Annotated in this window: 23 protein-coding genes; 13 read left to right on the forward strand and 10 right to left on the reverse strand. The window is 66.9% G+C overall.

All coding sequences use genetic code 11. The annotated features are described in order from the left end of the window. The first annotated feature begins 149 nt into the window (after positions 1-149). A complete protein-coding gene (locus NMB43_RS01310) occupies positions 150-356 on the forward strand; it encodes a hypothetical protein (protein WP_494350351.1) in 207 nt (68 codons plus the stop codon). A 7-nt stretch (positions 357-363) separates the two neighbouring features. Here the strand turns inward: NMB43_RS01310 and NMB43_RS01315 are convergent, their stop codons facing one another. From NMB43_RS01315 to glpD (NMB43_RS01325), 3 genes are all read right to left on the reverse strand, one after another. Then, positions 364-750, reverse strand: coding sequence for a group II truncated hemoglobin (locus NMB43_RS01315; protein ID WP_494350352.1), 387 nt, complete (start codon positions 748-750; stop codon positions 364-366). Positions 751-759: 9 nt separating this feature from the next. Next, positions 760-2268: a glycerol-3-phosphate dehydrogenase gene (glpD, locus tag NMB43_RS01320; RefSeq protein ID WP_494350353.1), complete on the reverse strand. Its 1509-nt coding sequence runs from the start codon at positions 2266-2268 to the stop codon at positions 760-762. Between the two features lie 123 nt (positions 2269-2391). Further along, entirely contained in the window at positions 2392-3891 is a 1500-nt protein-coding gene (glpD, locus tag NMB43_RS01325; protein WP_494350354.1) for a glycerol-3-phosphate dehydrogenase, read from the reverse strand. A gap of 62 nt (positions 3892-3953) precedes the next feature. Here glpD (NMB43_RS01325) and ugpB point away from each other — a divergent pair, with 62 nt between their 5' ends. The 7 genes from ugpB to NMB43_RS01360 all read left to right on the forward strand — a co-directional run bounded on the left by ugpB (position 3954) and on the right by NMB43_RS01360 (position 12382). Beyond that, positions 3954-5273 (forward strand): sn-glycerol-3-phosphate ABC transporter substrate-binding protein UgpB, encoded by a 1320-nt coding sequence (ugpB, locus tag NMB43_RS01330; protein ID WP_494350355.1) that lies wholly within the window; start codon positions 3954-3956, stop codon positions 5271-5273. 165 nt (positions 5274-5438) lie between these two features. Then, positions 5439-6320, forward strand: a complete 882-nt coding sequence (gene ugpA, locus NMB43_RS01335; protein ID WP_494350356.1) for a sn-glycerol-3-phosphate ABC transporter permease UgpA — start codon at positions 5439-5441, stop codon at positions 6318-6320. Then, positions 6317-7165, forward strand: coding sequence for a sn-glycerol-3-phosphate ABC transporter permease UgpE (gene ugpE / locus NMB43_RS01340; RefSeq protein ID WP_494350357.1), 849 nt, complete (start codon positions 6317-6319; stop codon positions 7163-7165). Before ugpA ends, ugpE begins: the two co-directional genes overlap by 4 nt. A 31-nt stretch (positions 7166-7196) precedes the next feature. Beyond that, positions 7197-8255: a sn-glycerol-3-phosphate import ATP-binding protein UgpC gene (locus tag NMB43_RS01345; protein WP_494350358.1), complete on the forward strand. Its 1059-nt coding sequence runs from the start codon at positions 7197-7199 to the stop codon at positions 8253-8255. A 103-nt stretch (positions 8256-8358) separates the two neighbouring features. Further along, entirely contained in the window at positions 8359-9210 is an 852-nt protein-coding gene (locus tag NMB43_RS01350; protein WP_494350359.1) for a helix-turn-helix domain-containing protein, read from the forward strand. A gap of 115 nt (positions 9211-9325) precedes the next feature. After that, entirely contained in the window at positions 9326-11263 is a 1938-nt protein-coding gene (locus NMB43_RS01355) for an ABC transporter substrate-binding protein (protein WP_494350360.1), read from the forward strand. A gap of 180 nt (positions 11264-11443) precedes the next feature. Further along, on the forward strand, positions 11444-12382 hold the full coding sequence (locus NMB43_RS01360; RefSeq protein WP_494350361.1) for a glycoside hydrolase family 43 protein: 939 nt from the start codon (positions 11444-11446) through the stop codon (positions 12380-12382). A 47-nt stretch (positions 12383-12429) separates the two neighbouring features. Here NMB43_RS01360 and NMB43_RS01365 read toward each other — a convergent pair whose 3' ends face one another. From NMB43_RS01365 to NMB43_RS01395, 7 genes are all read right to left on the reverse strand, one after another. Next, positions 12430-12717 (reverse strand): YqjK family protein, encoded by a 288-nt coding sequence (locus tag NMB43_RS01365; protein ID WP_494350362.1) that lies wholly within the window; start codon positions 12715-12717, stop codon positions 12430-12432. After that, positions 12714-13097, reverse strand: coding sequence for a phage holin family protein (locus NMB43_RS01370; protein ID WP_494350363.1), 384 nt, complete (start codon positions 13095-13097; stop codon positions 12714-12716). Before NMB43_RS01370 ends, NMB43_RS01365 begins: the two co-directional genes overlap by 4 nt. Before the next feature lies 1 nt (position 13098). Then, positions 13099-13410 (reverse strand): ElaB/YgaM/YqjD family protein, encoded by a 312-nt coding sequence (locus tag NMB43_RS01375; RefSeq protein WP_494350364.1) that lies wholly within the window; start codon positions 13408-13410, stop codon positions 13099-13101. A 153-nt stretch (positions 13411-13563) separates the two neighbouring features. Further along, positions 13564-15021 carry an Asp-tRNA(Asn)/Glu-tRNA(Gln) amidotransferase subunit GatB gene (gene gatB, locus NMB43_RS01380; RefSeq protein WP_494350365.1) on the reverse strand — a complete coding sequence of 486 codons (1458 nt, stop codon included), beginning with the start codon at positions 15019-15021 and terminating at the stop codon, positions 13564-13566. A 127-nt stretch (positions 15022-15148) separates the two neighbouring features. Beyond that, entirely contained in the window at positions 15149-17083 is a 1935-nt protein-coding gene (locus NMB43_RS01385; protein WP_494350366.1) for a PhoX family protein, read from the reverse strand. Between the two features lie 18 nt (positions 17084-17101). Further along, positions 17102-17323 (reverse strand): rubredoxin, encoded by a 222-nt coding sequence (locus NMB43_RS01390; protein WP_494350367.1) that lies wholly within the window; start codon positions 17321-17323, stop codon positions 17102-17104. 78 nt (positions 17324-17401) lie between these two features. Continuing rightward, positions 17402-18667 carry a nitronate monooxygenase gene (locus NMB43_RS01395; RefSeq protein ID WP_494350368.1) on the reverse strand — a complete coding sequence of 422 codons (1266 nt, stop codon included), beginning with the start codon at positions 18665-18667 and terminating at the stop codon, positions 17402-17404. Between the two features lie 266 nt (positions 18668-18933). Here NMB43_RS01395 and NMB43_RS01400 point away from each other — a divergent pair, with 266 nt between their 5' ends. The 5 genes from NMB43_RS01400 (at position 18934) to NMB43_RS01420 (ending at position 23233) form a co-directional block, all read left to right on the forward strand. Next, the gene (locus NMB43_RS01400; RefSeq protein WP_494350369.1) at positions 18934-19470 is read left to right on the forward strand and encodes a DUF2796 domain-containing protein; all 537 of its coding nucleotides are present in this window, start codon (positions 18934-18936) and stop codon (positions 19468-19470) included. A 4-nt stretch (positions 19471-19474) separates the two neighbouring features. Next, on the forward strand, positions 19475-20188 hold the full coding sequence (locus NMB43_RS01405; RefSeq protein ID WP_494350370.1) for an ATP-binding cassette domain-containing protein: 714 nt from the start codon (positions 19475-19477) through the stop codon (positions 20186-20188). Next, positions 20185-21447 carry an ABC transporter permease gene (locus NMB43_RS01410; RefSeq protein ID WP_494350371.1) on the forward strand — a complete coding sequence of 421 codons (1263 nt, stop codon included), beginning with the start codon at positions 20185-20187 and terminating at the stop codon, positions 21445-21447. The genes NMB43_RS01405 and NMB43_RS01410 overlap by 4 nt, the downstream gene beginning before the upstream one ends. 72 nt (positions 21448-21519) lie before the next feature. Further along, complete coding sequence (locus NMB43_RS01415) at positions 21520-22587, forward strand: CobW family GTP-binding protein (protein WP_494350372.1); 1068 nt, start codon at positions 21520-21522, stop codon at positions 22585-22587. Then, positions 22574-23233: a DUF1826 domain-containing protein gene (locus NMB43_RS01420; protein ID WP_494350373.1), complete on the forward strand. Its 660-nt coding sequence runs from the start codon at positions 22574-22576 to the stop codon at positions 23231-23233. Before NMB43_RS01415 ends, NMB43_RS01420 begins: the two co-directional genes overlap by 14 nt. Positions 23234-23394 lie beyond the last annotated feature (161 nt).

Raw genomic sequence — 23394 nt, forward strand, 5'->3', positions numbered from 1 at the left:
CGCGACGTGGGCTGGAATGGGCGGTCGCTATGCCCTCACGGGCGGTTTATGGCCGAATCGAAAACTCCGATTGGCGAGGGCGGGATTCACGGCATAGCTTGAATGGTAGCCCCTCCCCCGACAGCACCAGAACCAGCAGGTAAAACATCATGCAACGCCTCTCGCGCCCCTTCGCCAAGGCCGCCCCCGTGCCGCCGCCCGCCTTTGTGCCCCCTCCGTCCGACGCCGCCAAGGCGTGGTTCCAGCCCTTGCCACTGCGCACCCTGTTCGCCCACATGCTGGCGCGGCGCCAGCAGAAGCAGGCCGAGGCAGAGGACAAGACGGGCTATGACCCGTCGATGATGGGGCTGTCCTGAATGCGGATCAGCCTTCGCGGTTGCGCATGTGGTCGGCCAGACCGACAAGGTTCTGCCATAGCGCATCGCGAGCCGCGCCCGCCGGCAGCGTCTCCTGCAGCGCCTGCTGCATGCACATGAGCCAGGCATCGCGCTCCGCCTCGCCGATCGGGAAAGGCAGGTGGCGCGCCCGCATGCGCGGGTGGCCGAAGGCCGGGGTGAACTCGTCCGGGCCGCCCAGCCAGTAGGAGAGGTACAGCGTCAGCTTGTGCTGGCTGCCGGCTAGTGACTCCGGGTGCAGCTTGCGGATGACGTAGGCCTCGGGCAACTCGTCCATCAAGGCGTAGAAACGCGCGACCAGGGCCGAGATGGCGGGGCCGCCACCGAGCTGGTGGTAAGGGGTGTCTTGGTCCATGCCGGCAGTTTACTGCGGAGTCTGAGCGTGGCGACGGGCCAGCCAGTCGCTGACCGCGGCGACCTCAGCCGGGCCGTAGTGCATGCCCAGCTTGCTGCGGCGCCACAGCACGTCTTCCACGTCATGAGCCCATTCCTCGCTCACCAGATACTCCAGTTCGGCTTCGAACAGGCCAGGCGCGATCTCGCGGCCCAGCGGACGCGGCGCCTGTGCGCTGCCGATGATGCGCACCACGCGCGTGCCGTAGGCGCGCGCCAGACGGCTCAGCAGGGCTTCGGGCAGCACGGGGTGGCTGGTACACAGGTGGCGCGTGAAGGCGGCCAGGTCGCCATCGGGAATCTCGCCGCCGGGCAGGCGGGCCTCTTCGGTCCATGCCGGTACGTCGCGGCCCAGCGTGGGCAGGATGCAGTCGACCACGCGTTGCGCGAGGATGCGGCAGGTGGTGGCGCGGCCACCGAAGATCGACACGATGGGCGGGCCGTCGCTGTCCACCCCGAGCACGTAGTCCTGCTTCTGGTCCAGTTCGGCATCTTCGTCCTCGCCGACCGGCACGCTGCGCACGCCGCTGTAGGACCACTTCACGTCGGCCGGGTCGACCGGGCGGGCGAAGAAGCAACTGGCCTGGCGGCACAGCCAGGCGATCTCGTCGGCACTGGCACCCGTGGTGGCGGGCTCACCCGCGTAGCTGGATTCGCAGGTGCCGATCAGGGTGTAGTCCTGCTCGTAAGGCACGGCCATCACATGGCGCTTGTCCTCGCTCTCGAAGGCGTAGGCATAGCTGTGGTCGAACAGGCGTGGCACCACGATGTGGCTGCCCTTGACCAGTTGCACGCGCTGGCGCGAACGCAGCGGGCTGCGTTCGGAAAGGAAACGGTCGACCCAGGGGCCGGCGGCGTTGACGATGGCCCTGGCGGCCACCTCGTACTCCTCGCCCTGCCTGGGCTTGAGCCACAGGCGCCACACGTTCTCCTCGCGCTCGCAGGCGATGCATTCGGTGCGCGGCAGGATGGTTGCCCCGCGTCGCGCGGCATCCACGCAGTTGGCGATGACCAGGCGCGCGTCATCGGTCCAGGCGTCGGAGAACTCCAGCGCACGCAGGTAGCGCGGCGCGATGCCGGTACCGGCCACATGCTCGCGCAGATCCGTCAGGCGCGAGTCGGGCAGGGCGCTGTCGCGTTCAAGGTGGTTGAGCAACAGGGATTCCAGGCGCAGCGCCCAGCGCGAGCGGCCGCTTGCCTCCTGCGGCACGATGAAGCGCAGCGGGTGGACCAGGTGCGGTGCGCTGCGCAGCATGTGATCGCGCTCTTCGACGGCGGCGCGGGCCAGGCTCAGCTCAAGATGGCGCAGGAAGCGCAGGCCGCCGTGGATGATCTTGGGGCTGCCCGAGGCGGCCTGGCCGGCCAGGTCGCCGCGCTCGACGAGGAGGACCCGCAGATTGCGGCCGGCCGCGTCGCGCGCGACGCAGGCTCCATTGATGCCGCCACCGACGATGGCGAGGTCGAACTCCATGAGACTCATGCCGAAACCCGCCGAAACGTTTTTGCTTTCAAATACGCCAAAAGTATTAACCGACATTATCGCCAGCTTCGTTAACTGAACAAAGCAGCTACGCGCGATTTGACGGGGTTTTGGCGAAATTGGTCACGCCCGTGGCAACGATGCGCGACGCTGCAGCCACTGCGCAAGCTGCGCTGCCGCATCGGGCGGCAGGTGCAGGCCCAGTTTGCTGCGCCGCCACAAGATGTCCTCGGCCGTGGCGGCCCATTCCTCGCGGCACAGATAGTCGATTTCCGCCGCGTGCAGCCCCGGCAGGACAGCTTCACCCAGCGCGGCGGGGCAGGCGCCCGATGCGCCGAGGATGCGTTGTATGCGGCTGCCATAGGCCGTTGCCATGCGGCGCAGCATGGCTGCAGGCATGTCAGGATGGGCCACGGCCAGACCGTCGAGGAAGCCGGCGAAGCCAGTTTCCGTCCAGGCGGCACCGGGCAGGCGGGCGCTGGCCGTCCATGCGCCGCCGCAGCCAAGCAGGCCCTGCAGGCTGTCCAGCACCTGCTCGGCCAGCTTGCGGCAGGTGGTGAGCTTGCCGCCAAAGACCGAGAGGATCGGTGGGCCGGCGCTGTCCAGGGCCAGCAGATAGTCGCGGGTGACGCTGCCGGCCTCCTGGCTGTCGTCGTCGAGCAGCGGGCGCAGGCCGGCGAAGTGCCAGCGCACGTCCTGCGGGGTGACGGACTGGCGGAAGTAGCGGCTGGCCTGGGCGCACAGGTAGGCGATCTCTTCCTCGCTGGCGCGCACCTGGTCCAGCCCGGCGAGATGTTCCAGCTCGGTGGTGCCGATCAGGGTGAAGTCCTGTTCGTAGGGCAGGGCGAACACGATGCGCCGGTCCGGCGCCTGGAACAGATAGGCGTAGTCGTGCGTGAACAGGCGGGGTACCACGATGTGGCTGCCGCGCACCAGGCGCAGGCTGTGGTGGGCGCGCAGGCCGGCGACCTCGCCCAGGAAGCGCTCCGCCCAGGGGCCGGTGGCGTTGACCAGGGCTCGCGCGCGAACCGGCCGTGGCGCTGCGTCGCCCTCGCCCCGCAGGCTCAGACACCAGTCCTCCTCGCCGCGCTCGGCCTGCACGCAGGTGGTGTAGGTCAGCACCGTGGCGCCGCGTTCGGCGGCGTCCAGCGCGTTGAGTAGCACGAAGCGCGCGTCGTCCACCCAGCCGTCGGAATACTCGAAACCATGGGTGAAGCGCGCCTGCAGCGCGGCGCCCGCCGGGTGCGTGGCGAGCGTGATCGCGCGGCTGCCGGGCAGGCTGTCGCGCCGTGCCAGATGGTCGTAGAGAAACAGGCCGCAGCGGATCAGCCAGCGTGGCCGCATGCCCGCCTCGTGCGGAATCACGAAACGCAGCGGTCGCATGATGTGCGGCGCGGCGCCCAGCAGCCGCTCGCGCTCCGCCAGCGCCTTGCGCACCAGGCCGAACTCGTAGTGCTCCAGGTAACGCAGGCCGCCATGGATCAGCTTGGTGCTGGCCGAGGAGGTGTGGCTGCCCAGGTCGTGCTGCTCGACCAGCAGCACCGACAGCCCGCGCCCGGCTGCGTCGCGCGCGATCGCCGCACCGTTGATGCCGCCGCCGATGATGGCCAGGTCGAATGTCATGTTTCTGCAATACCCATGCGGCAGGGTTTCGGGTTGGCGTTCTTTTTTCGGAGACCAAGACAATGGCATCGCACCGCATCCTCCGCCACGGCATCCTGCTTGCCTCGGCCTGCCTCTCCCTCAATGTCGTCCAGGCGGCGACGGAAATCCAGTGGTGGCATGCGATGACCGGCGCCAACAACGAGGTGGTGGAGGGCTTGGCGCGCGAGTTCAACGCCAGCCAGGCCGACTACAAGGTGGTGCCGGTGTTCAAGGGCACCTACCCGGAGACGCTCAATGCGGGGATCGCCGCCTTCCGCGCGCGCCAGGCGCCGCACATTCTGCAGGTGTTCGATGTCGGCACCGGCGTCATGATGGCCGCGCGCGGCGCGGTCAAGCCGGTGGCCCAGGTGATGCAGGAGGGCGGCCAGCCCTTCGCCATCAAGGACTACCTCCCGGGCATCGTCGGCTACTACTCGACCGCCAAGGGCGAGCTGCTGTCCTTCCCCTTCAACAGCTCTTCGCCGATCGCCTACTACAACAAGAAGGCGCTGCAGCAGGCCGGACTGTCGACCAGCAAGCTGCCGCAGACCTGGCCCGAGGTGTTCGAGGCCGCACGCAAGATCAAGGCCGCCGGCTGGCCCTGCGGGCTGACCAGCACCTGGCCGACCTGGATCGGGCTGGAGAACTTCGCGGCCTGGAACAACCTGGCCTACGCCACCGATGCCAATGGCCTCAACAGTCTGACCCCCAAGCTGAAGATCGACGAGCCGGTGTTCGTGCGCCACTGGGAGCGCCTGGCCGCGCTGCAGAAGGAGGGCGTGTTCCAGTACGGCGGCCGCACCTCCGAGGCCAAGACCAAGTTCCTCTCCGGTGAATGCGCGATCATGACCGAGTCCTCCGGTGGCCTCGGCGACGTGGTCAAGAGCGGCATCGACTACGCCACCGGCCCGCTGCCCTACTACGCCGAGGCCAAGGGCGCGCCGCAGAACACCGTGCCGGGCGGTGCCTCGCTGTGGGTGTTCGGTGGCAAGCCGGCGGGGGACTACAAGGGGGTGGCGCGCTTTTTCAGCTTCCTCTCGCGCACCGACATCCAGGCCCGCCTGCACCAGGTCTCGGGCTACCTGCCGGTGACCTACGCGGCCTACGAGGCGACGCGCCAGTCCGGCTTCTACGACAAGAACCCGGGGCGTGACCAGCCGATCAAGCAGATGATGGGCAAGGCGCCGACCGACAACTCGCGCGGCATCCGTCTGGTGAACATGCCGGCGGTGCGCGATATCCAGAACGAGGAGATCGAGGCGCTGCTGGCCGGCAAGCAGGACGCCACCACCGCGCTGCGGCGCGCGGTCACGCGCTCCAACGCGGCGATCGAGATGGCCGCCAAGGCGGTGGCGCAGTAAGCCGAGGCTGAGCGTGCCGATACTTCCGCGCCCGCTCGACGGGCGCCGTCATTCCTGCGCTGGCAGGCGTCCAGTGTCTTTCGCCAGCCGCCAGCCCGACCCGCAGGCAAGGCCAAGTCGCTGGGTCTCTGCCTGCGCAGGGACGACGGTGTACGTAGGTTAGCGATGCGCCGCACCGTCTTCCCCCACAAGTTTCTGCCCTTGCTCCTGCTGGCGCCGCAGATCGCCATCACCCTGGTCTTCTTCTACTGGCCGGCGGCGCAGGCGATCAAGACCTCGCTGTATCGAGAAGACCCCTGGGGTCTCGCCTCGGTCTTCGTGGGGCTGGAGAACTTCCAGCTCCTGTTCCTCGATCCGAACTACCTGCATGCGCTCAAGGTGACGGCGGTGTTCAGTGTCTCCGTGGCGGTGCTGGCATTGGGCGCGGGCCTGTTGCTGGCGGTCATGGCAGAGCGCGTGGTGCGCGGGCGCCAGGCTTACCGCAGCCTGCTGATCTGGCCCTACGCGGTGGCTCCGGCAGTAGCCGGCATGCTGTGGCTGTTCCTGTTCTCACCCGCGATGGGTACTTTCGGTGTGCTGCTGCGGCGTGCCGGCATTGCCTGGGACCCCTTGCTCGATGGCGACCAGGCCATGCTGCTGGTGAGCTTCGCCGCAGCCTGGAAGCAGGTCAGCTACAACTTCATCTTCTTCGTCGCTGGCCTGCAGGCGATCCCGAGATCGCTGCTGGAGGCCGCCGCCATCGATGGCGCGGGCCCCGCCCGGCGCTTCTGGAGCATCGTGTTCCCGCTGCTGTCGCCGGTCAGCTTCTACCTGCTGGTCATGAATACGGTGTACGCCTTCTTTGACACCTTCGGCGTGATCCACGCGGTCACTGGCGGCGGCCCGGCCAAGGCCACCGAGACCTTGGTGTACAAGGTCTTCAACGATGGTTACGTGGGGCTGGACCTGGGCAGTTCCTCGGCCCAGTCGGTGGTGCTGATGCTGCTGGTCATCGCGCTGACCGCGATCCAGTTCCGCTACGTCGAGCGGCGGGTGCACTACACATGATCGAGCGCCGCCCGCTGGGCGATGTCTTCGCCCATCTGCTCCTGATCCTGGCCGTGCTGGTGATGGTGTTCCCGCTGTGGTACGTGTTCGTCGCCTCCACGCGCACGGCGGCCGAGATCCTGTCGCCGCCGCTGGCGCTGTGGCCGGGTGCGCATCTGCTGGAGAACTGGGGCCAGGCGCTGGCGGGGGGCGCGCGCCGCATCGGCGGGGTGGATGCCTGGCGCCTGCTCGCCAACACCGCCTTTGTGGCGCTCGCCATCGCGTTGGGCAAGATCGTGATCTCGCTGCTGTCGGCCTATGCCATCGTGTTCTTCCGTTTCCCCGGGCGCATGCTGGCCTTCTGGCTGATCTTCGTGACCCTGATGCTGCCAGTGGAGGTGCGCATCATGCCGACCTACCAGGTCATGGTGGACCTCGGCCTGATCAACACCTACACCGGCCTGACCTTGCCGTTGATGGCCTCGGCCACGGCGACCTTCCTGTTCCGCCAGTTCTTCACCACCCTGCCCGACGAGCTGGTGGAGGCCGCGCGCATCGATGGCGCCGGGCCGCTGCGCTTCCTGCGCGACATCGTGCTGCCGCTGTCGGCCACCAATATCGCGGCGCTGTTCGTGATCCTCTTCATCTACGGCTGGACGCAGTATCTGTGGCCGCTGCTGATGACCAACAGCAACGAGATGCATACACTCGTCATCGCGCTCAAGAAGATGGTCTCCTTCGCCGACGCCGACACCGAGTGGCCGCTGGTCATGGTCATGACCCTGCTGGCCCTGCTGCCGCCGGTGGCGGTAGTGCTGCTGATGCAGCGCTGGTTCGTGAAGGGGCTGATCGAGGGCGACAAGTAAAAATAGAAACGTACCCAACAACGACACGTTTATGGCCACCATCGAACTGCGCGCGCTGCGCAAGACCTATGACTCGCACCCTGTCCTGCATGGCATCGACATGCAGATCGCGGATGGTGAGTTCGTCGTCATCGTCGGGCCCTCGGGCTGCGGCAAGTCCACGCTGCTGCGCATGGTGGCGGGGCTGGAGGCGATCACGGCGGGCGAGGTGCTGATCGACGGCGAGGTGGTCAACACGCGCGAACCCAAGGACCGTGACATCGCCATGGTGTTCCAGAACTACGCGCTGTATCCGCACATGAGCGTGTTCAACAACATGGCCTACGGGCTCAAGTTGCGCGGCGTGAAGAAAGACGAAATCCGGCGCCGCGTCGAGCATGCCGCCGGAATCCTGGAGTTGGGTGCGTTGCTGGAGCGCAAGCCGCGCCAGCTCTCCGGCGGGCAGCGTCAGCGCGTGGCCATGGGGCGCGCCATCGTGCGCGAGCCCAAGGCCTTCCTGTTTGATGAGCCGCTGTCCAACCTCGACGCCAAGCTGCGCGTGCAGATGCGGCTGGAGATCCAGAAGCTGCACCGCACGCTGCGCACCACCAGCCTTTTCGTGACCCATGATCAGGTCGAGGCCATGACCCTGGCGCAGCGCATGGTGATCATGAATACCGGCCGGGTGGAACAGATCGGTACGCCGCAAGAGGTCTACCAGCGCCCTGCCAGCACCTTCGTCGCAAGCTTCATTGGCTCGCCACCGATGAACCTGCTGCAGGGGAGCATGAATGCACAGGGCGATCTCTTCACGCTGTCCGACGGTGTCCGCCTGCCCCTGGCCGAGCCCCGGCGCGACCTGGCCGGGCGTGCGCTGATCCTGGGTCTGCGTCCGGAGCATCTGCAGCCGGCCGCCAGCGGCCTGCCAGTGATGGTGCAACTGGTTGAGTCGCTCGGTGCCGAGCTGCTGATCCATGGCCAGGTTGGCACGCAGAGCGTGGTGATCCGTGCGCCGGACGGCCCTCACCCGGGCTACGGTCAACTGCAGCATTACGGTTTCCCTCCGGCACGCATGCACTGGTTCGACGCGCAGAGCGGCTTGCGCGCCTGACCCCGCACGGCCAGCCGCGCGGTCATGCGCATTCCGATCAAGTCTGGCCGGGCGGGAAGGACTAGGATGGGGGATTCTCCAGACCTCTGCGCGGAGCCATCCGATGCGCATGACCGTAGAGTTGTTCGCCCTGCAGTCAAGTCGCGTGCGTCGCGTGATCGACTATATCGGCACGCGGCTCGACGAGGAAATCACGCTGGCGCGCCTGGCCGACCTGGCCTGCCTGTCGCCCTCGCAGCTCGACCGGCTGTACCGCAGCAAGGTGCGCGAGACGCCCATGGCCACCTTGCGCCGGCTGCGCCTCAAGCGCGCCCTGGCGCAGATTCACGAGGGGCGCATGAGCCTGACCGAGATCGGCCAGTTCGCGGGCTATGGTTCGGCGGCGGCCTTCAATCACGCCTTCGTACGCCAGTTCGGATGCGCGCCTTCGCGGGCCTTGCTGCAGCTTGAACCCGAAGCGGCGCTGCCCAGGCTGTACCTGGATCAACTGCCGGTGCAGCCGGTGTTCCAGATCGCCTACCGGGGGCGGCGTGATCAGCAGCGCGAAGCCACCAGCTTGTTGGTCGGTAATCTTGCCGTGGCCGGGGCACGACGCTGGCGCACCTGGGCTGTGCTGGACCGCGATGCTCCACTGAGCCGGTGTGCGCAGGATCAGGTCGATATGACCCATTTCGTACCGGCGCTGGGCCAGCCCTGGGATGTGTCGGGCGTCGACCGGGCGCAGCAGGGTGGCGGGCTCTACGCGGTGCGCGAACTGCGCGGCGACTACAAAGCATTGTCCTTGCTGGCGCTGGCGGAGCAACTGCGGGCGGAGCTGGGCTGCGTGCTGCGCGACGACCGCCGCATCGTGGCGCGCGAGATCCGCGTCAATGGCTACACCGCGCCGCAGGAGCGGCACACCGCGCTGTACCTGCCGGTGGCGCCGCTGGATTCCTCTCGTCGCGTGTATCTCTGAGGCGGCTGCGCATCTCGCTGGAACACGACTGAGCAGCGCCAATCTGCCCATCACGATCAAGTTCGCGCATGTCGTTCGCCTAGGCTGCCTCCATCTTCAAAGCGTGGAGAGCGTCATGATGTTGCGAGTCTTTTTCCAAGCCTGCCTGCTTGCCCTGGGCGGTATGCACATGATCCCGGCCGTCGCCTCGGGGCACGAGGCGCCCCAGCTTGCCGCCCGCGTGGCTGAGGGCAAGCTGCCGCCCCTGGCGCAGCGCCTGCCGGCGCAGCCGGAAGTGATCCGCCCGCAGGAGACGGGGGGGCGCTACGGCGGCACCCTGCGCAGCGCGCTGCTGCCCAGCGGTGACGAGAACGGTGTGCTGCGTTTCGTGGCCCAGGGCCTGACGCGCTGGGATGCGCAGTTCGACCGCGTGCTGCCCAACATCGCGGAGGGCTGGAGCGTGAATCGCGATGCCACCGAGTATGTGTTTGCCCTCAGGCGTGGCATGCGCTGGTCCGACGGTGAGCCCTTCACGGCGGATGATGTGGTGTTCGCCGTCAACGATGTGCTGGGCAACCGCGACATCTTCCGTTCAGTGGCCGATCGCTACCAGGCTGGCGGCCAGGTGATGCAGGCCGAGAAGCTCGACGATGTCCGTGTGCGCATCCGCTTTGCGGCCGGCAACCGCATGCTGCCGGAGGAGCTGGCCGGGCCCTATGGCCATCATCCAGTGATCTACCCCAAGCACTATTGCAGCCGCTTTCACCTCAAGTACAACCCGGAGGCGACACGCGAGGCGCAGGCGGCCGGCCTCAATTCCTGGGGCGCGCAGTTCCACCGCCAGTGCAGCGACTACAGCACGCGCTGGAGCAATCCCGACAAGCCTACGCTGGACCCCTGGGTGATCGACGAGCCCTATGGTGCCAATGCGGGCGGCAGTGCGGGTGGCAATGGCGGCAGCCAGGCCGAGCGTGTGCTGCTGCAACGCAACCCCTACTTCTGGCAGGTCGACACCGAGGGGCGGCAGTTGCCCTATATCGATAGCGTGGAGTTTGCCATCCTGAAAGACGCGCCAGCGGTGTTGGCCAGCGCTGCGCAAGGACGCTTCGACTTGCAGATCCGCCACGTCAACACGGTGGCGGCGCGCAGCCAGCTCAAGCCGCTGGTCGAGGGCGGCAGCCATGTCTTCATGCGTCTGCCCGATGTGAATGCGTCGGCGGTGGGCCTGTACCTGAACCACACGACGCCGCGCCTGCCGCTGCGCCTGCTGTTCAACAGCGTGCGCTTCAAGGCCGCGCTGTCGCTGGCCATCGACCGCCCGACCATCGCACGCGAAGTGTTCAAGGGTGAGGCCACGCCCTGGCAGGTAGGCCCGCCGGCTGGCCACCGCTTCTACAACGAGAAGCTGGCCACGCAGTTCACGCGGCAGGACCTCGCCGAGGCCAACCGCCTGCTCGACGAGCTGGGTCTCACCAAGCGCGACGAGCAGGGCTATCGCATGATCCAGGGCGGCGGGCGGGTGAGCCTGCGCGCCATGGTCAACGACTACTCGCAGCAGATGATCGACACCCTGCGCCTGATCCAGCCGGCCTGGCAGCAGATCGGCATCGAACTGCTGATCGAGCCCGGCGAGCGCGAAAGCGTGGCGAGTCGGGCGCGCAGCAACGACTATGACATCGGCGTCGATGTGGTGTCCGGTGGCATCGACCCGACGCAGAACCCGCGCGCCTATCTCGCCCAGCATCCGAGTGACTCGCGCCAAGGTCTGCCCTGGGTGCAGTGGTACATCAGCCAGGGCGCGCGCGGGATCGAGCCGCCACCCTCGATGCAGCAGCGTCAGGCGCTGTGGGACGAGTGGAAGGCGGCGCCCAGCCAGGAGGCTGCGGACGCGCTGTTCCGTCAGATCCTCGCGCTTGCGGCGGACGAGCTGGAAGTGCTGGGCACGGTCAGCTCGCCGGCCCAGACCGCTTTGCGCAGCACGCGCCTGCATGGCGTGCCGGCCAGCATGCCCGGCGCGTGGATCTGGCCGACGCCCAACCCTTCGCTGCCGCAGCAGTATTTCCTCGTCGACTGAGTCGTGGCCTGAGGGTGGCGCGTGGCGGGGCTCGTCCTCGCCACGCGACCGTTGGCCGCGTGGCACCGAGTCCTGGGTTGTTACCCGCCAGGAAGCGTCTATGATCTCCATGCGCCTGATTCAAAAGGCGTTTTGACAAAAACACGAAAACCCGGAAATCGGGTGGTCAAGGAGACATCGATGCAATTCAAAGCAAGCAAGGCGCTGGCCGCGCTGGCGCTGGCCGGCTGCGCCTTCGGCGCGCAGGCCTCACATTGGGCCCTGACGGGCGACCTGGGCGTACACGACCCCGCCCTCTTCAAGGAGGGCAACACCTGGTGGACCTTCTCCACCGGCCCCGGCATCCAGGTGCTTTACTCGGGCAACGGCACGGCCTGGAGCCGTGGCGTGCAGATCTTCAGCAGCCGCCCGAGCTGGTGGGCCAGCTACGTGCCGGCACACAGCGGGCTGGATGTGTGGGCACCCGACGTGCACAACTACAACGGCAAGGTCTGGCTGTACTACTCGATCTCCACCTTCGGTTCCAACACCTCCGCCATCGGCCTGGTGTCGGCCACCTCCATCGCCAAGGGCGACTGGAAAGATGAAGGGCGCGTGATCAGCTCCAAGGCAGGCAGCCAGGACTACAACGCGATCGACCCGAACCTCACTTTCGACGCCAGTGGCAATCCCTACCTGGTGTTCGGCTCCTGGTTCTCCGGCATCAAGATCACCAAGCTGGGCAGCAACATGAAGCCGACCGGCTCGCTGACCACGCTAGCCAAGCGCTCGGGCGGCATCGAGGGCCCGACCGTGATCTACCGCGACGGCTACTACTACCTGTTCGCCTCGATCGACAAGTGCTGCGCCGGTACCAGCAGCACCTACAAGATCATCTACGGGCGCGCCACCAAGATCACCGGGCCGTATGTCGACAAGAACGGCAAGAAGCTCACTGATGGCGGCGGCACCGTGCTGGACGCCGGCAACTCGCGCTGGGTCGGACCGGGCGGGCAGGACATCTTCCGTGGCAACGGCTACAGCGTGATCGCGCGCCACGCCTACGACGCCAGCGCCAATGGTGCCCCCAAGCTGTTGATCAGCGATCTCAACTTCTCGGGTGGCTGGCCCAGCTACTGAGTGCGCGCATCACATGCGGAGGCCGCCCACGGGCGGCCTCTTGTCGTCTACAGGCCCAGCCGGCGCCAACCCTGCCACAGCGACCAGGCTTGCGCAGCCAGGCGGGCCACGCCGCGCGGGCGTTTGACCAGCAGCAGCACGGCACCGGCCGCGCCGATCCACATGGCATGCTCGCGCACCCAGCGACCGGCCTGGTAGGCGCGCTCGGCGCCGGCCAGGCCGGGTTGCATGCCGCCCAAGGCACGGGCGATCTGTGCGCGCTGCGTGGCCGAGCGCGCCAGCAGCGTGGCGCGTCTCTCGGCCAGCGCGCGCTCGCGACGGTCGAGCTTGCTCATTCCTCGCCCCGCAAGGCGTCGCGGTCGCGCTGCAACTCGGCCACGCTGTCGGTGAACAAGCGCTTGCCATCCTTGAGCCGGCGCTGCGCATTGCCGCCACACCACACAGCGGCAACGAGGAAGAACACGGTGGACAGGCCGATCACCAGCAGGCGGTGGCTGTCCCACAGCCACACGGTCAGGAAGATGGCCAGCGCGAACAGGCCGAAGGCCAGGAACAGTGCGGCGAGGATCAGGTTGAACAGCGCGCTGCCCAGGCGGATGCCTTCTTCCTCGATTTCGACCGCGAGCAACGAGAGGCGCGTCTGGGCCATGCCCAGCGCGCCATCCACAAGCGCCGACAGGCGCGCGCCCAGGCCGGGCGCGTCGGAGTCGGCCATATCAGCGACGGCTGCTCAGCATGCCCAGCAGGAAGGCCACGCCGGCAGCGATGCCGATGGACTGCCAGGGGTGCTCATGCACGTAATGGTCGGTGGCCTTGGCCACTTCCTTGGTCTTGGTGACGACCACACTTTCCAGCTCGCTCAGGCGTTCCTTCGCAGTGCCCACGTGCTCGCCCAGCCGGCTGCGCACATCGGCCAGCTTGCCGCTGGCGTCCGAGGCGGTCAGCTTGACCAGTTCCTCGGCATCGCTCAGCACCAGCTTGAGATCGGCCACCAGTTTGTCACGACTTGCTTGCGTCATTTCGCTCATGGTCTTGCTCCTTATTGTTTGCACGGGGAAGTCACAGCAACGAAACAGAGTCAGCCTCCTACAGCTTAGTTCCCGATAATGACGCCTGCCTGACGGCAAACAAAAAGGGCGCACGGCTCGCGCCCTGCGCCCTGGCCTGCGTGGCCATGGCGTTCAGCCGGCCAGCTTCTTCTTCAGCAACTCGTTCACCTGGGCCGGTGAGGCCTTGCCCTTGCTGGCCTTCATGACCTGGCCGACCAGCGCGTTGAAAGCCTTCTCCTTGCCGGCCTTGTACTCGGCCACGTTCTGCGCGTTGTTGGCCAGCACCTCGTCGATGATGGGTTCGATGGCGGACAGGTCGGTGACCTGCTTCAAACCCTGCTTCTCGATCACTTCGTCGGCGCTGCTGCCTTCGCCATTCCACAGGGCTTCGAAGACCTTCCTGGCGATGTTGTTCGAGATGGTGTTGTCGGTGATCCGCCCGATCAGACCGGCGAGCTGGACAGCGGAGACCGGGCTCTGCGCGATGCTCTTCTCTTCCTTGTTGAGGCGCGCGGCCAGTTCGCCCATGACCCAGTTGGCGGCAATCTTGGCTTGCGCTGCACCGGCCTGCTTCACGATCTCGACGTAGTACAGCGCGGTATCGCGGCTGGCGGTCAGGGTCGCGGCGTCGTAGGCGGACAGGCCGTAGTCGTTCTGGAAGCGCGCGGCCAGTTCCTGCGGCAGTTCCGGCATGGCTGCCTTCACTTCCGCCTTCCAGGCGTCGGAGATTTCCAGTGGCAGCAGGTCGGGGTCGGGGAAATAGCGGTAGTCGTGGGCGTCTTCCTTGGTGCGCATCACCCGCGTCTCGCCGGAGTCCGGGTCGAACAGCACGGTGGCCTGCTGGATCTTGCCGCCGTCCTCCAGCGTCTCGATCTGCCAGCCGATCTCGTATTCGATGGCCTGCTGCAGGAAGCGGAAGGAGTTCAGGTTCTTGATCTCGCGGCGCGTGCCCAGCGGCTCACCGGGGCGGCGCACCGACACGTTGGCATCGCAGCGGAACGAGCCCTCCTGCATGTTGCCGTCGCAGATGTCGATCCACTGCACCAGCGCGTGGAGCGCCTTGGCATAGGCGACCGCTTCGGCGCTGGACGACATGTCCGGCTCGGTCACGATCTCCAGCAGCGGCGTGCCGGCGCGGTTGAGGTCGATGCCGCTCTGGCCGTGGAAGTCTTCGTGCAGCGACTTGCCGGCATCTTCTTCGAGGTGGGCGCGGGTCAGGCGCACGGTCTTGCTGTAAGCCTTGTCACCCTCGCCGACCTGGATCGTGATCGTGCCGCCCTGTACCACCGGCAGCTCGAACTGGCTGATCTGGTAGCCCTTGGGCAGGTCGGGGTAGAAGTAGTTCTTGCGCGCGAACACCGAGCGCGGCGCCACGTTCGCGCCGATCGCCAGGCCGAACTTGATGGCGCGCTCGACGGCGCCACGGTTGAGCACCGGCAGCACGCCGGGCAGGGCGATGTCCACCGCGCTGGCCTGCACATTGGGCGCGGCGCCGAAGGCGGTGCTGGCGCCGGAAAAGATCTTGGACGCGGTGTTGAGCTGGACGTGTGTCTCCAGCCCGATGACGACTTCCCAGTTGCTGCGGCTCATGGCTTGGCTCGATGACGTTGAACCAGTGATTTTACCGCTGCGCAGGCGGGATCGGCTCGTGGTGTTTGCGCCGCCGGCCGCCCGGGCCTACCCCTCCCCCTTGCAAGGGAGGGGCGTGACAGGGCGCTCAGCCGCCGATCACCCCGCCATCCTCGCGCGTGATCGCCACCACCGAGGGGCGCGGTGGCATGCGGCGGGAGAAGTCGGGCCAGCGGGTGGAGGGGTCGTCGAAGGTGGAGTCGGCGTCTTCGCCCGGGTGCTGCACGGCCACGAACAGGGTGCGGTTGTCCGGGGTGAAGGCCGGGCCGCACATCTCCGCGTCCTTGGGGCAGGCGTAGAAGAACTTGGGCAGGGCGCGGCCGGCGCCGGAGACGTCGCAGGCGTACACGCCGTCGGGTATGCCATTCTTGCGCTGGCTGGAGCCCTGGTCGGTGGTGATCCACAGGCGGCCGCGGTTGTCGAAGCAGCAGTTGTCGGGCGCGGCCATCCAGTTGCCCTTGCTCGAGGTGTCCGGGTGGTACTTCGCGCCGTGCTTGGGGTCGGCCGGGTTACCGGCGAGCAGCAGCACCTCCCAGCGGAAGCTGTCGGCGGTGTGCTGTGCCACCGGCGCGCCATCGCTGGCCTCGCTGCCGGGGGGCAACAGTTCCAGGATGTGGCCATAGAGGTTGGTGGCACGCGGGTTCATCTTGCTGACCTGCTCGGGCTTGCGCGTGTTGTTGTTGGTGAGCATCACATACACGCGGCCATTGACCGGGTTGGCCTCCACGTCTTCCGGGCGGTCCATCGGCGTGGCGCCCAGCAGGTCGGCGGCGCGGCGCGTCTCGATCAGCACATCGGCTTGCGACTGGAAGCCGTTGGCCGGGGTCAGCGGGCCCTGGCCGAACACCAGGGGCAGCCAGCGCAGCGTGCCGTCCTCGCTGAACTTCGCCACCGACAGCGTGCCTTCGTCCAGCAGGTCACGATTGGCCGCGAGGTTTTTGGCGTTGAACTTGCCGGCGGTGACGAAGCGGTAGATGTACTCGAAGGCCTCATCGTCGCCGGAGTACACGACCACGCGGCCGTCCGGTGCGACTACGCAGGTCGCCGCCTCGTGCTTGAAGCGGCCCAGGGTGCTGCGCTTGATGGGCGTGGACTTGGGGTCGTAGGGGTCCAGCTCGACCACCCAGCCGAAGCGGTTCGGCTCGTTGGGTTCCTGCTCGATGTCGAAGCGCGCATGGAAGCGCGACCAGGCGTAGGCCGACTTGCCCTTGATGCCCAGGCGCTGGTAGTTGGCCGCTTCCGGCTTGCCTTCGGGGTTGCCACCGAAGTAGTTGTTGAAGTTCTCCTCGGCAATCAGCACCGTGCCCCAGGGGGTGACGCCCCCCGCGCAGTTGTTGAGGGTACCGATGATCTTGCGGCCGCTCGGGTCGGCCTTGGTCTTGAGGCGCTCATGGCCGGCGGCTGGGCCGGAGATCGTCATCTCCGTGCTGAGCGCGCTGATGCGGCGGTTGTAGCGGCTGTCCTCCACCGTCTTCCAGCCGTCGGCTGTCTTGCGGATCTCGACCACCGCATGGCCGTGGGCGGCGATCTCCACGTCCACCTGGGCCTGCGTCATCTGACGCAGCGCGGTGCTCTTGGTGAGGCCGGGGAACATCAGCTCCGGGTTGGTGTACTCGTGGTTCACGCACAGCAGGCCGTGGCTACTGTTCTTCGACCCGCGCGGCAGGGGCATGAAGGCCACAAAGTCGTTGTTGTAGCCGAACTGCTTCTCCTGCGCGGCGGCGCTTTGCGCCAGCGGGTCGAAGGCCGGCGCGTCGGCCGCGACCTTGTCACCCCAGCGGATCAACACCTGTGCGCGGTGCCCGGCGGAGACCTGCTGGTAGTGCTGGATCGTATGCGGCGCCTGCGCGAAGTTCAGCGACGAGGGGTCGTCCGGTGTGGCGGCTTCGGCCTGCGCGGTGGCCAGCGCGGCACCGCCGGCGAGCAGGCTCTTGAGGGCGCTGCGGCGGGACAGGCGGGCGTCGATCAGTTCGCCCAGGCAAGGGATGGAGTCGTGGACGGGGTCGTGCTCGGGACGGGACATGGCGGGCCTCGGGTCAATTCAGATGAAGAAGTAGCGTTTCTCCGCCGCGCAGTGCGGGCAGAGCCAGTCGTGGGGCAGGCGCTCGAAGGGGGTGCCGGGCGGGGTGTGGGTATGGGGCTCGCCCGTGTTGCCGTCATAGACATAGCCGCAGCGGCCGCATACCCAGAGATCCAGGCGCCCGTCGGCCCGTCGTGCGACGGGGTGCGGGGCGGATGAGGGACGAGCGCTGTCTGCAGTCATGGCTTAACCATGCTGCGCCCGGGGTTTTGCAGATTGATGACAGCGGGGGGTGCAAAGGGGCGCGGGGCGCCCCGACACTCAGGCGGGAGTGATTGCCTGTTGCGGCGGCAGGGCGATCTGGTTGTCGGTGCTGAACTGGTAGTCGTGGAAGACGTGTTCGGCGCTCAGCAACTGGTAGCTGCCATCGGCGTTGCGCAGGGTCGTGTCCTTGAGGCGGTAGACGGTGTGGCCGCAGGTCCAGCAGTCGAAGTTGCGCATGTGGGTGCACAGGCAGGTCTTCTCGAAGACCTTGAGCGACTTCGGGTCGGGGTGCGCGGCCAGCGCCTTGTTGTAGGCCTCGATGTACTGACAGTTGCCCTTGGCGTCGAGCAGGTAGCCATAGGCTTCGCAGTTGGGGCGGATGCCGCTGCCGATGGAGGGACTGCTCTTCAGCATGCGCATCGGGTAGCCGGTGGGCGAGATCTCGTTGACCTCGACATCCTCTTCATTGGCCGCGAAGTAGTGTTGCTGCACCTCTTCCGGCAGGCCGCATTCATGGGTGACGGTGAAACGCGTAGCCACCTGCACTGCGCCGGCGCCGATCTCCAGGAAGTTGACCGCGTCGCTACCGGTGAAGATGCCGCCGGCTGGAATCAGCGGGATGTCCATCTGCTCCGCGCGCAGCCAGTCGCGGATCTCGATCACGATCTTCGACAGCTCGTACTCGCGCCAGTCCATGCCGAAACCCAGGTGGCCACCGGCCAGCGGGCCTTCGATGACGATGTAATCCGGCAGGCGACCGGTGCGGCCGTTCTTCTTGATGAACAGTTGCAGCGCGCGCAGCGAGGACACGATGATGCCCAGCTTGGCATCGCGGAAACGCGGGTGGTCCTCGATCAGTGCGAAGGAGCCCAGGTGCAGGCCGGCGGCCAGCGTGATGCCGTCGATGCCGGCGTCCAGCGCGGCCCGCAGACGCACGCGCAGCGTCTCCTTGGGGCCGTTCATGGTCAGCTTCTCCATGCAATTGATGAAGATGAGCCCGGGGCCACGCTTGGCTTCCATGGTCTTGCCGACGTGGTTGGCGGTGGCTTCGGCGAGCGGGCCGAGGTCGAACTGCACGACGGACTTGTCAGAGTTCAGTACATTGAATTTGTACTGCTGCATCTTGTCCTTGACGAACTTGGTGTTGAAGCGGCGATCCGATACCGTGGGCACCATGGCGTCCGAGATATGGCCGATCCCGCCCAGGCGGGCGGCCTCGAGCGACAGTTCGGCCGTCGAGATATCGACTCCCATGCCGCCGATCATGATGGGCACCAGCTCGTGTTTGCCCAGTTTCAGGCGAAAGTCGTCAACACGCTTCATCATCAAATTCCGTTGGGTTGCTGCAGTCTCATACGCGGCCGGGTAGGCATGCGCCAGGCCGATTTGGGGGCTGCGAAGGATACCACCGCCCATGTCCTCACGGCGGACAGCTAGGCTCCTTGCGGTTTTGCGCTATCCATACGAAACGGTATGGGGGCGGCCCACCCGGCGAGTCGGCACGTAGGCGGCGGTCTCTTGCAACTCTGTTGCATAAATTTGCGCCGACATGTTCAAATGCCGGGCAACTTCATTCAAGCGAGTCCGACATGAAAACGCCAGCCCTGGTTTCCGCACTGTTCCTGTTTTCTGCCTCGGCGTGGTCCGCAGGCGGGCATTCGCACGGTGTGGCCGAGCTGGACGCTTCTCTGGAGACGGACCGGCTCGTCCTGGCGATGGAGATTCCACTCGACAGCCTGCTCGGCTTCGAGCGCGTACCCAAGTACGACAAGGATCTGGCCAAGGTGCGCGAGGTGGCGGCCCAGTTGCGTCAGGGCGAGGCCTTGTTCGTGCTGAGCCCTGCAGCCGGCTGCAAGCTCGCGAAGGTAAAGCTGGAGTCGGATGTCATTGCGCCTGAGCTGCTGGGCGAGGCGGGGGGCAGCAAACCCGAGAAGACCGCCTCCGAACATGCGGATCTCGATGCGGAGTACAGCTTCAAGTGCGCCAAGCCGGGCGAACTCAAGAGCGTGGAGGTCAAGCTGTTTGACGGTTTCAAGCGGCTGCGTGTGATCAACGCGCGTGTAGTGAGCGACAAGGGGCAAGGCGCGGCCAAGCTCAACAGCAAGTCGCGCACGCTGAGCTGGTGAGCCCGTGGCGAGCGATGCGGTCCTGCGCCTGACCGGGCTGCGTTACCGTTGGCCGGGGCAGACCGAGGACTGCCTGGCCATCGAGACCTTCTCGCTCGCCACCGGTGAGCACCTGTTCCTGCACGGCCCCAGCGGGAGCGGCAAGAGTACCTTGCTGGGCCTGTTGGGCGGGGTGCTGACGCCACAGGCGGGCAGCGTCGAACTGCTGGGCCGGCGCCTCGACACGCTCGGCGCGGCACAGCGCGACCGCCTGCGCGTGGAGCACATCGGCTTCATCTTCCAGCAGTTCAATCTGGTGCCCTACCTGAACGTGCTCGACAACGTGCTGCTGCCCTGCCGTTTCTCGGCGCAGCGGCGTGCCCGCGCACTGGCCGGCGGCGCGCGTGACCTCCACGCCGAGGCGGCGCGTCTGCTGGGCCACCTCGACCTGCAGGAAGATCACTGGCACAAGCCGGCGACCGCGCTGTCGGTAGGCCAGCAGCAGCGTGTGGCGGCGGCGCGGGCCTTGATTGGCCGGCCGGAGCTGCTGATCGCCGACGAGCCCACCTCCGCACTCGATGCGGAGCGTCAGCAGGCCTTCCTGGACCTGCTGTTGCGCGAGGCGGCCGAGGCCGGCTCCACCCTCCTGTTCGTCAGTCACGACCAGCGCCTGGCGGGGCGTTTCCCGCGGGTACAGGCACTGCATGAGCTGAGCCGCGCGGCCGGGGAGCTGGCGTGAGCTACCTCTTCAGCCTGGCCCTGCGCAGCGCCTGGAACCGCCGTTACACCCTGGGCCTGACCCTCATCTCGCTGGTGCTGGCCACCGCCCTGCTGCTGGGTATCGCGCGCCTGCGCCATGACTTGCGCGAGAGTTTCACCCAGTCGGTCTCGGCCACCGACCTGGTGGTGGGGCCGCGTGGCAGCCCCACCCAGTTGATGCTCTACGCGGTGTTCCACATCGGTGAAGCCAGCCAGAACATGGACTGGGCCTCGGCGCAGAAGATCGCCGGTCACGGCGCGGTCGACTGGGCCGTGCCCCTGTCCCTGGGGGACATGCATCGCGGCTTCTCCGTTCTGGGGACCGAGGTGGCCTACTTCGAGCGCTTCCGTTACGGCGCGCGGCAGTCGCTTGTCATCACCGAGGGGCGCGCATTCGCCGGGCTGTTCGAGGCGGTGATCGGTGCCGAGGTGGCCGAGCGGATGGGTTACACCCTCGGGCAGAAGATCGTGCTGGCCCATGGCAGCGCTGAGCTGGAAGTGGGTGAGCACGACGACAAGCCCTGCGTGATCATCGGCATCCTGGCGCGCACCGGCACCCCGGTGGACCGCACGGTGCATATCAGCCTGCAGACCATGGAGGCCTTGCACATCGACTGGCAAGGCGGTATGCCGGTGCCGGGCTTCCGCGTGCCGCCGGAACTGGTGCAGAAGTTCGATCTCACGCCCAAGTCGGTCACCGCCATGCTGGTGGGGCTGAAGCGCCGCAGCGACGTGTTCGCGATGCAGCGCTACATCAACAACTTCAAGGACGAGCCGCTGATGGCGGTGATGCCCGGCGTGACCCTGGACCAGTTGTGGGAAGTGGTGGGCCAGGTCGAGCGGGCGCTGATGCTCGTCTCGGCGCTGGTGGCCGTGGTCGGGCTGGCGGGTCTGGTGGCGACCATCCTGGCCGGGCTGGATGCGCGACGCCGCGAGCTGGCGATCCTGCGTTCGGTCGGCGCGCGTCCCCTGGCCTTGCTCGCGCTGCTGAGCCTCGAAGGGCTGGCGGTCACCTTGGCCGGCGTGGTGGGCGGCGCGGTGTTGTTGGGGGGCTTGTTGTGGACCGGCGAGCCCTGGTTACAGGCGCACTACGGCATCACCCCGGGCTTCCACTGGCCCACCGCCGACGAGTGGTGGCTGGTGTGCGCGATTCTGTCGGCCGGGCTGCTTGCCAGCCTGTTGCCGGGCTTGCGGGCGTATCGGATGTCCTTGGCGGACGGTTTGAGTCCCAAGATGTAACTGCAACGCTGTTGCATTTATGCGCGGCGCGGTTAAAATGCAAACAAGTTGCATCTGCTGCCTTGTTTCATCATGCCCGCTGCCGCACCCTCCGCCACCCGAGCACACGCGATTCCCGTTACGGTCCTGACTGGCTTTCTCGGTGCGGGCAAGACGACCTTGCTCAATCGCATCCTGCGCGAGGCGCACGGTCACCGTATCGCGGTCATCGAGAACGAGTTCGGCGCCGTCGGGGTGGATGACGCCCTGTTGGTCAAGCACGGTGAAGAACAGATCGTGCTGATGAACAATGGCTGCATCTGCTGCACCGTGCGGGACGATCTGGTGTTGATGCTGGGCGAGCTGGCCGAGCGCCGGCAGCGCGGTGAGCTCGATTTCGAGCGCGTCCTGATCGAGACCACCGGGCTGGCCGACCCGGCGCCGGTGGCGCAGACCTTCTTCGTCGAGCCGGTGATCGCCGATCAGTATCGGCTCGACGCGGTGGTCACCGTGGTCGATGCGGTCCATGCGATGCAGCAGCTCGACGCCCACCATGAGGCGCAGGAGCAGATCGGTTTTGCCGACCGCCTCCTGCTTTCCAAGACAGATCTGGTCACCCCTGAGGCCCAGGATGCGCTGGTGGTGCGCCTGCGTCAGCTCAATCGGCGCGCGCCGATCAGGCCCGTGCATTTCGGCGAGGTCGATCTGGCCGAGGTGCTGGATATCGACGCCTTCAGCCTGGAGGTCGCAGAGGAGATCGACCCGAGTTTCCTCGCGCCGCTGCATCACCACCACGACGACGACATTCGTTCCTTCGTGCTGGAGTTCGACGAAGCCTTTTCGTCCATCCGCCTGCGTTTCGCGCTGGGCGCCCTGATCGACCGCTACGGCGCCCGCATGCTGCGCTACAAGGGCGTGATCAACATGGATGGGCACGATGACCGTGTCGTGCTGCAGGGCGTGCACATGCTCATGGCGCTGAGTCTCGCCGAGCCCTGGCCGCCCGAGGGCGCGCGCAATTCAACCCTGGTCTTCATCGGCGAGCGCCTGCCCGAGGCGGAGTTCCGTGAGGTCTTGTCGCGGTGCCTGATGAGTGCCCGCGACACCTCATCCCAGGCCAGTTTCGACCATGTCATGGATGTGATCGATGGGTCACGCTGAGCTTTCGCCACTCGTCGAGCCGCAGGCGCGCTTCTGCAGCGAACTGGTGGAGCTGGACGCCATTTTCCAGCCCGAGGTCAATCTGGCCTGGCTGCCCCGTGACCCCAATCCGGCGATCGTCGCCTACTTCGACAATCCCCAGGTGCTCCAGGCGCTCGGCTCCGGCCTGCGCCTGCGGCTGATGCGCGGCGAAGTGCTGGACGCCAATCGTCTGCCCTACGCGCCGGGCCGTCATGCAGTAGTGCGTGAGATGGACAGCCTGGTCGAGCTGCTGACCGATCTGCTCGATTGCGACCAGATCGGTCTGCGCCTTGAAGTGCTGCAGCGGGCAATGTGTCCGCGCTTCCATGTCGATCGCGTCGGTATCCGCCTGCTGTGCAGCTATCGCGGTGCGGGGACTGACTACCTGCCCGGGCAGGCGGCGGACCGGAGTCTGCTGGGGCGCGCCGACCTGCGTAGCGACGAAGAGGCCGGACTCATCCTCGACCCGGCCGCATGCCTGTCGCTGCCCGCTTTCGCAATCGCCCTGGTGAAGGGCGAGGCCTGGCCCGGCAATGCCCGGCTGGGCGCCATCCATCGTTCCCCCGCTGTGCGGCCGGAGCACACACCGCGTGTGCTGCTGGCCCTGGATGGCGTGTGGTCCTGAATCCCGCCATCGCCCGGCTCCACGCATTCCCCATTCCATTTCCTCCCACCCAGTCTTCGCCAGTGCCATGAACTTTGCTCTCCACCCCCTCAGCCGGGCCTGTCTGCTCGCCCTTCCCTTCCTTGCGCAGCCCGCGCTTGCGCAGCAGGCAAGTCCCGCCG

Source organism: Uliginosibacterium sangjuense, assembly GCF_059132465.1.

Excerpts from the sequence above, each read along its gene's own strand:
- gatB (WP_494350365.1), bottom strand. The coding sequence starts at position 15,021 with ATGAGCCGCAGCAACTGGGAAGTCGTCATCGGGCTGGAGACACACGTC.
- NMB43_RS01370 (WP_494350363.1), bottom strand. The coding sequence starts at position 13,097 with ATGGCCGACTCCGACGCGCCCGGCCTGGGCGCGCGCCTGTCGGCGCTT.
- NMB43_RS01375 (WP_494350364.1), bottom strand. The coding sequence starts at position 13,410 with ATGAGCGAAATGACGCAAGCAAGTCGTGACAAACTGGTGGCCGATCTC.
- NMB43_RS01385 (WP_494350366.1), bottom strand. The coding sequence starts at position 17,083 with ATGTCCCGTCCCGAGCACGACCCCGTCCACGACTCCATCCCTTGCCTG.
- NMB43_RS01345 (WP_494350358.1), top strand. The coding sequence starts at position 7,197 with ATGGCCACCATCGAACTGCGCGCGCTGCGCAAGACCTATGACTCGCAC.
- NMB43_RS01315 (WP_494350352.1), bottom strand. The coding sequence starts at position 750 with ATGGACCAAGACACCCCTTACCACCAGCTCGGTGGCGGCCCCGCCATC.
- glpD (WP_494350353.1), bottom strand. The coding sequence starts at position 2,268 with ATGAGTCTCATGGAGTTCGACCTCGCCATCGTCGGTGGCGGCATCAAT.
- NMB43_RS01390 (WP_494350367.1), bottom strand. The coding sequence starts at position 17,323 with ATGACTGCAGACAGCGCTCGTCCCTCATCCGCCCCGCACCCCGTCGCA.
- NMB43_RS01420 (WP_494350373.1), top strand. The coding sequence starts at position 22,574 with ATGGGTCACGCTGAGCTTTCGCCACTCGTCGAGCCGCAGGCGCGCTTC.
- NMB43_RS01350 (WP_494350359.1), top strand. The coding sequence starts at position 8,359 with ATGCGCATGACCGTAGAGTTGTTCGCCCTGCAGTCAAGTCGCGTGCGT.
- NMB43_RS01415 (WP_494350372.1), top strand. The coding sequence starts at position 21,520 with ATGCCCGCTGCCGCACCCTCCGCCACCCGAGCACACGCGATTCCCGTT.
- NMB43_RS01395 (WP_494350368.1), bottom strand. The coding sequence starts at position 18,667 with ATGAAGCGTGTTGACGACTTTCGCCTGAAACTGGGCAAACACGAGCTG.
- NMB43_RS01400 (WP_494350369.1), top strand. The coding sequence starts at position 18,934 with ATGAAAACGCCAGCCCTGGTTTCCGCACTGTTCCTGTTTTCTGCCTCG.
- NMB43_RS01310 (WP_494350351.1), top strand. The coding sequence starts at position 150 with ATGCAACGCCTCTCGCGCCCCTTCGCCAAGGCCGCCCCCGTGCCGCCG.
- NMB43_RS01360 (WP_494350361.1), top strand. The coding sequence starts at position 11,444 with ATGCAATTCAAAGCAAGCAAGGCGCTGGCCGCGCTGGCGCTGGCCGGC.
- ugpA (WP_494350356.1), top strand. The coding sequence starts at position 5,439 with ATGCGCCGCACCGTCTTCCCCCACAAGTTTCTGCCCTTGCTCCTGCTG.
- ugpE (WP_494350357.1), top strand. The coding sequence starts at position 6,317 with ATGATCGAGCGCCGCCCGCTGGGCGATGTCTTCGCCCATCTGCTCCTG.
- ugpB (WP_494350355.1), top strand. The coding sequence starts at position 3,954 with ATGGCATCGCACCGCATCCTCCGCCACGGCATCCTGCTTGCCTCGGCC.
- NMB43_RS01355 (WP_494350360.1), top strand. The coding sequence starts at position 9,326 with ATGATGTTGCGAGTCTTTTTCCAAGCCTGCCTGCTTGCCCTGGGCGGT.
- NMB43_RS01365 (WP_494350362.1), bottom strand. The coding sequence starts at position 12,717 with ATGAGCAAGCTCGACCGTCGCGAGCGCGCGCTGGCCGAGAGACGCGCC.
- glpD (WP_494350354.1), bottom strand. The coding sequence starts at position 3,891 with ATGACATTCGACCTGGCCATCATCGGCGGCGGCATCAACGGTGCGGCG.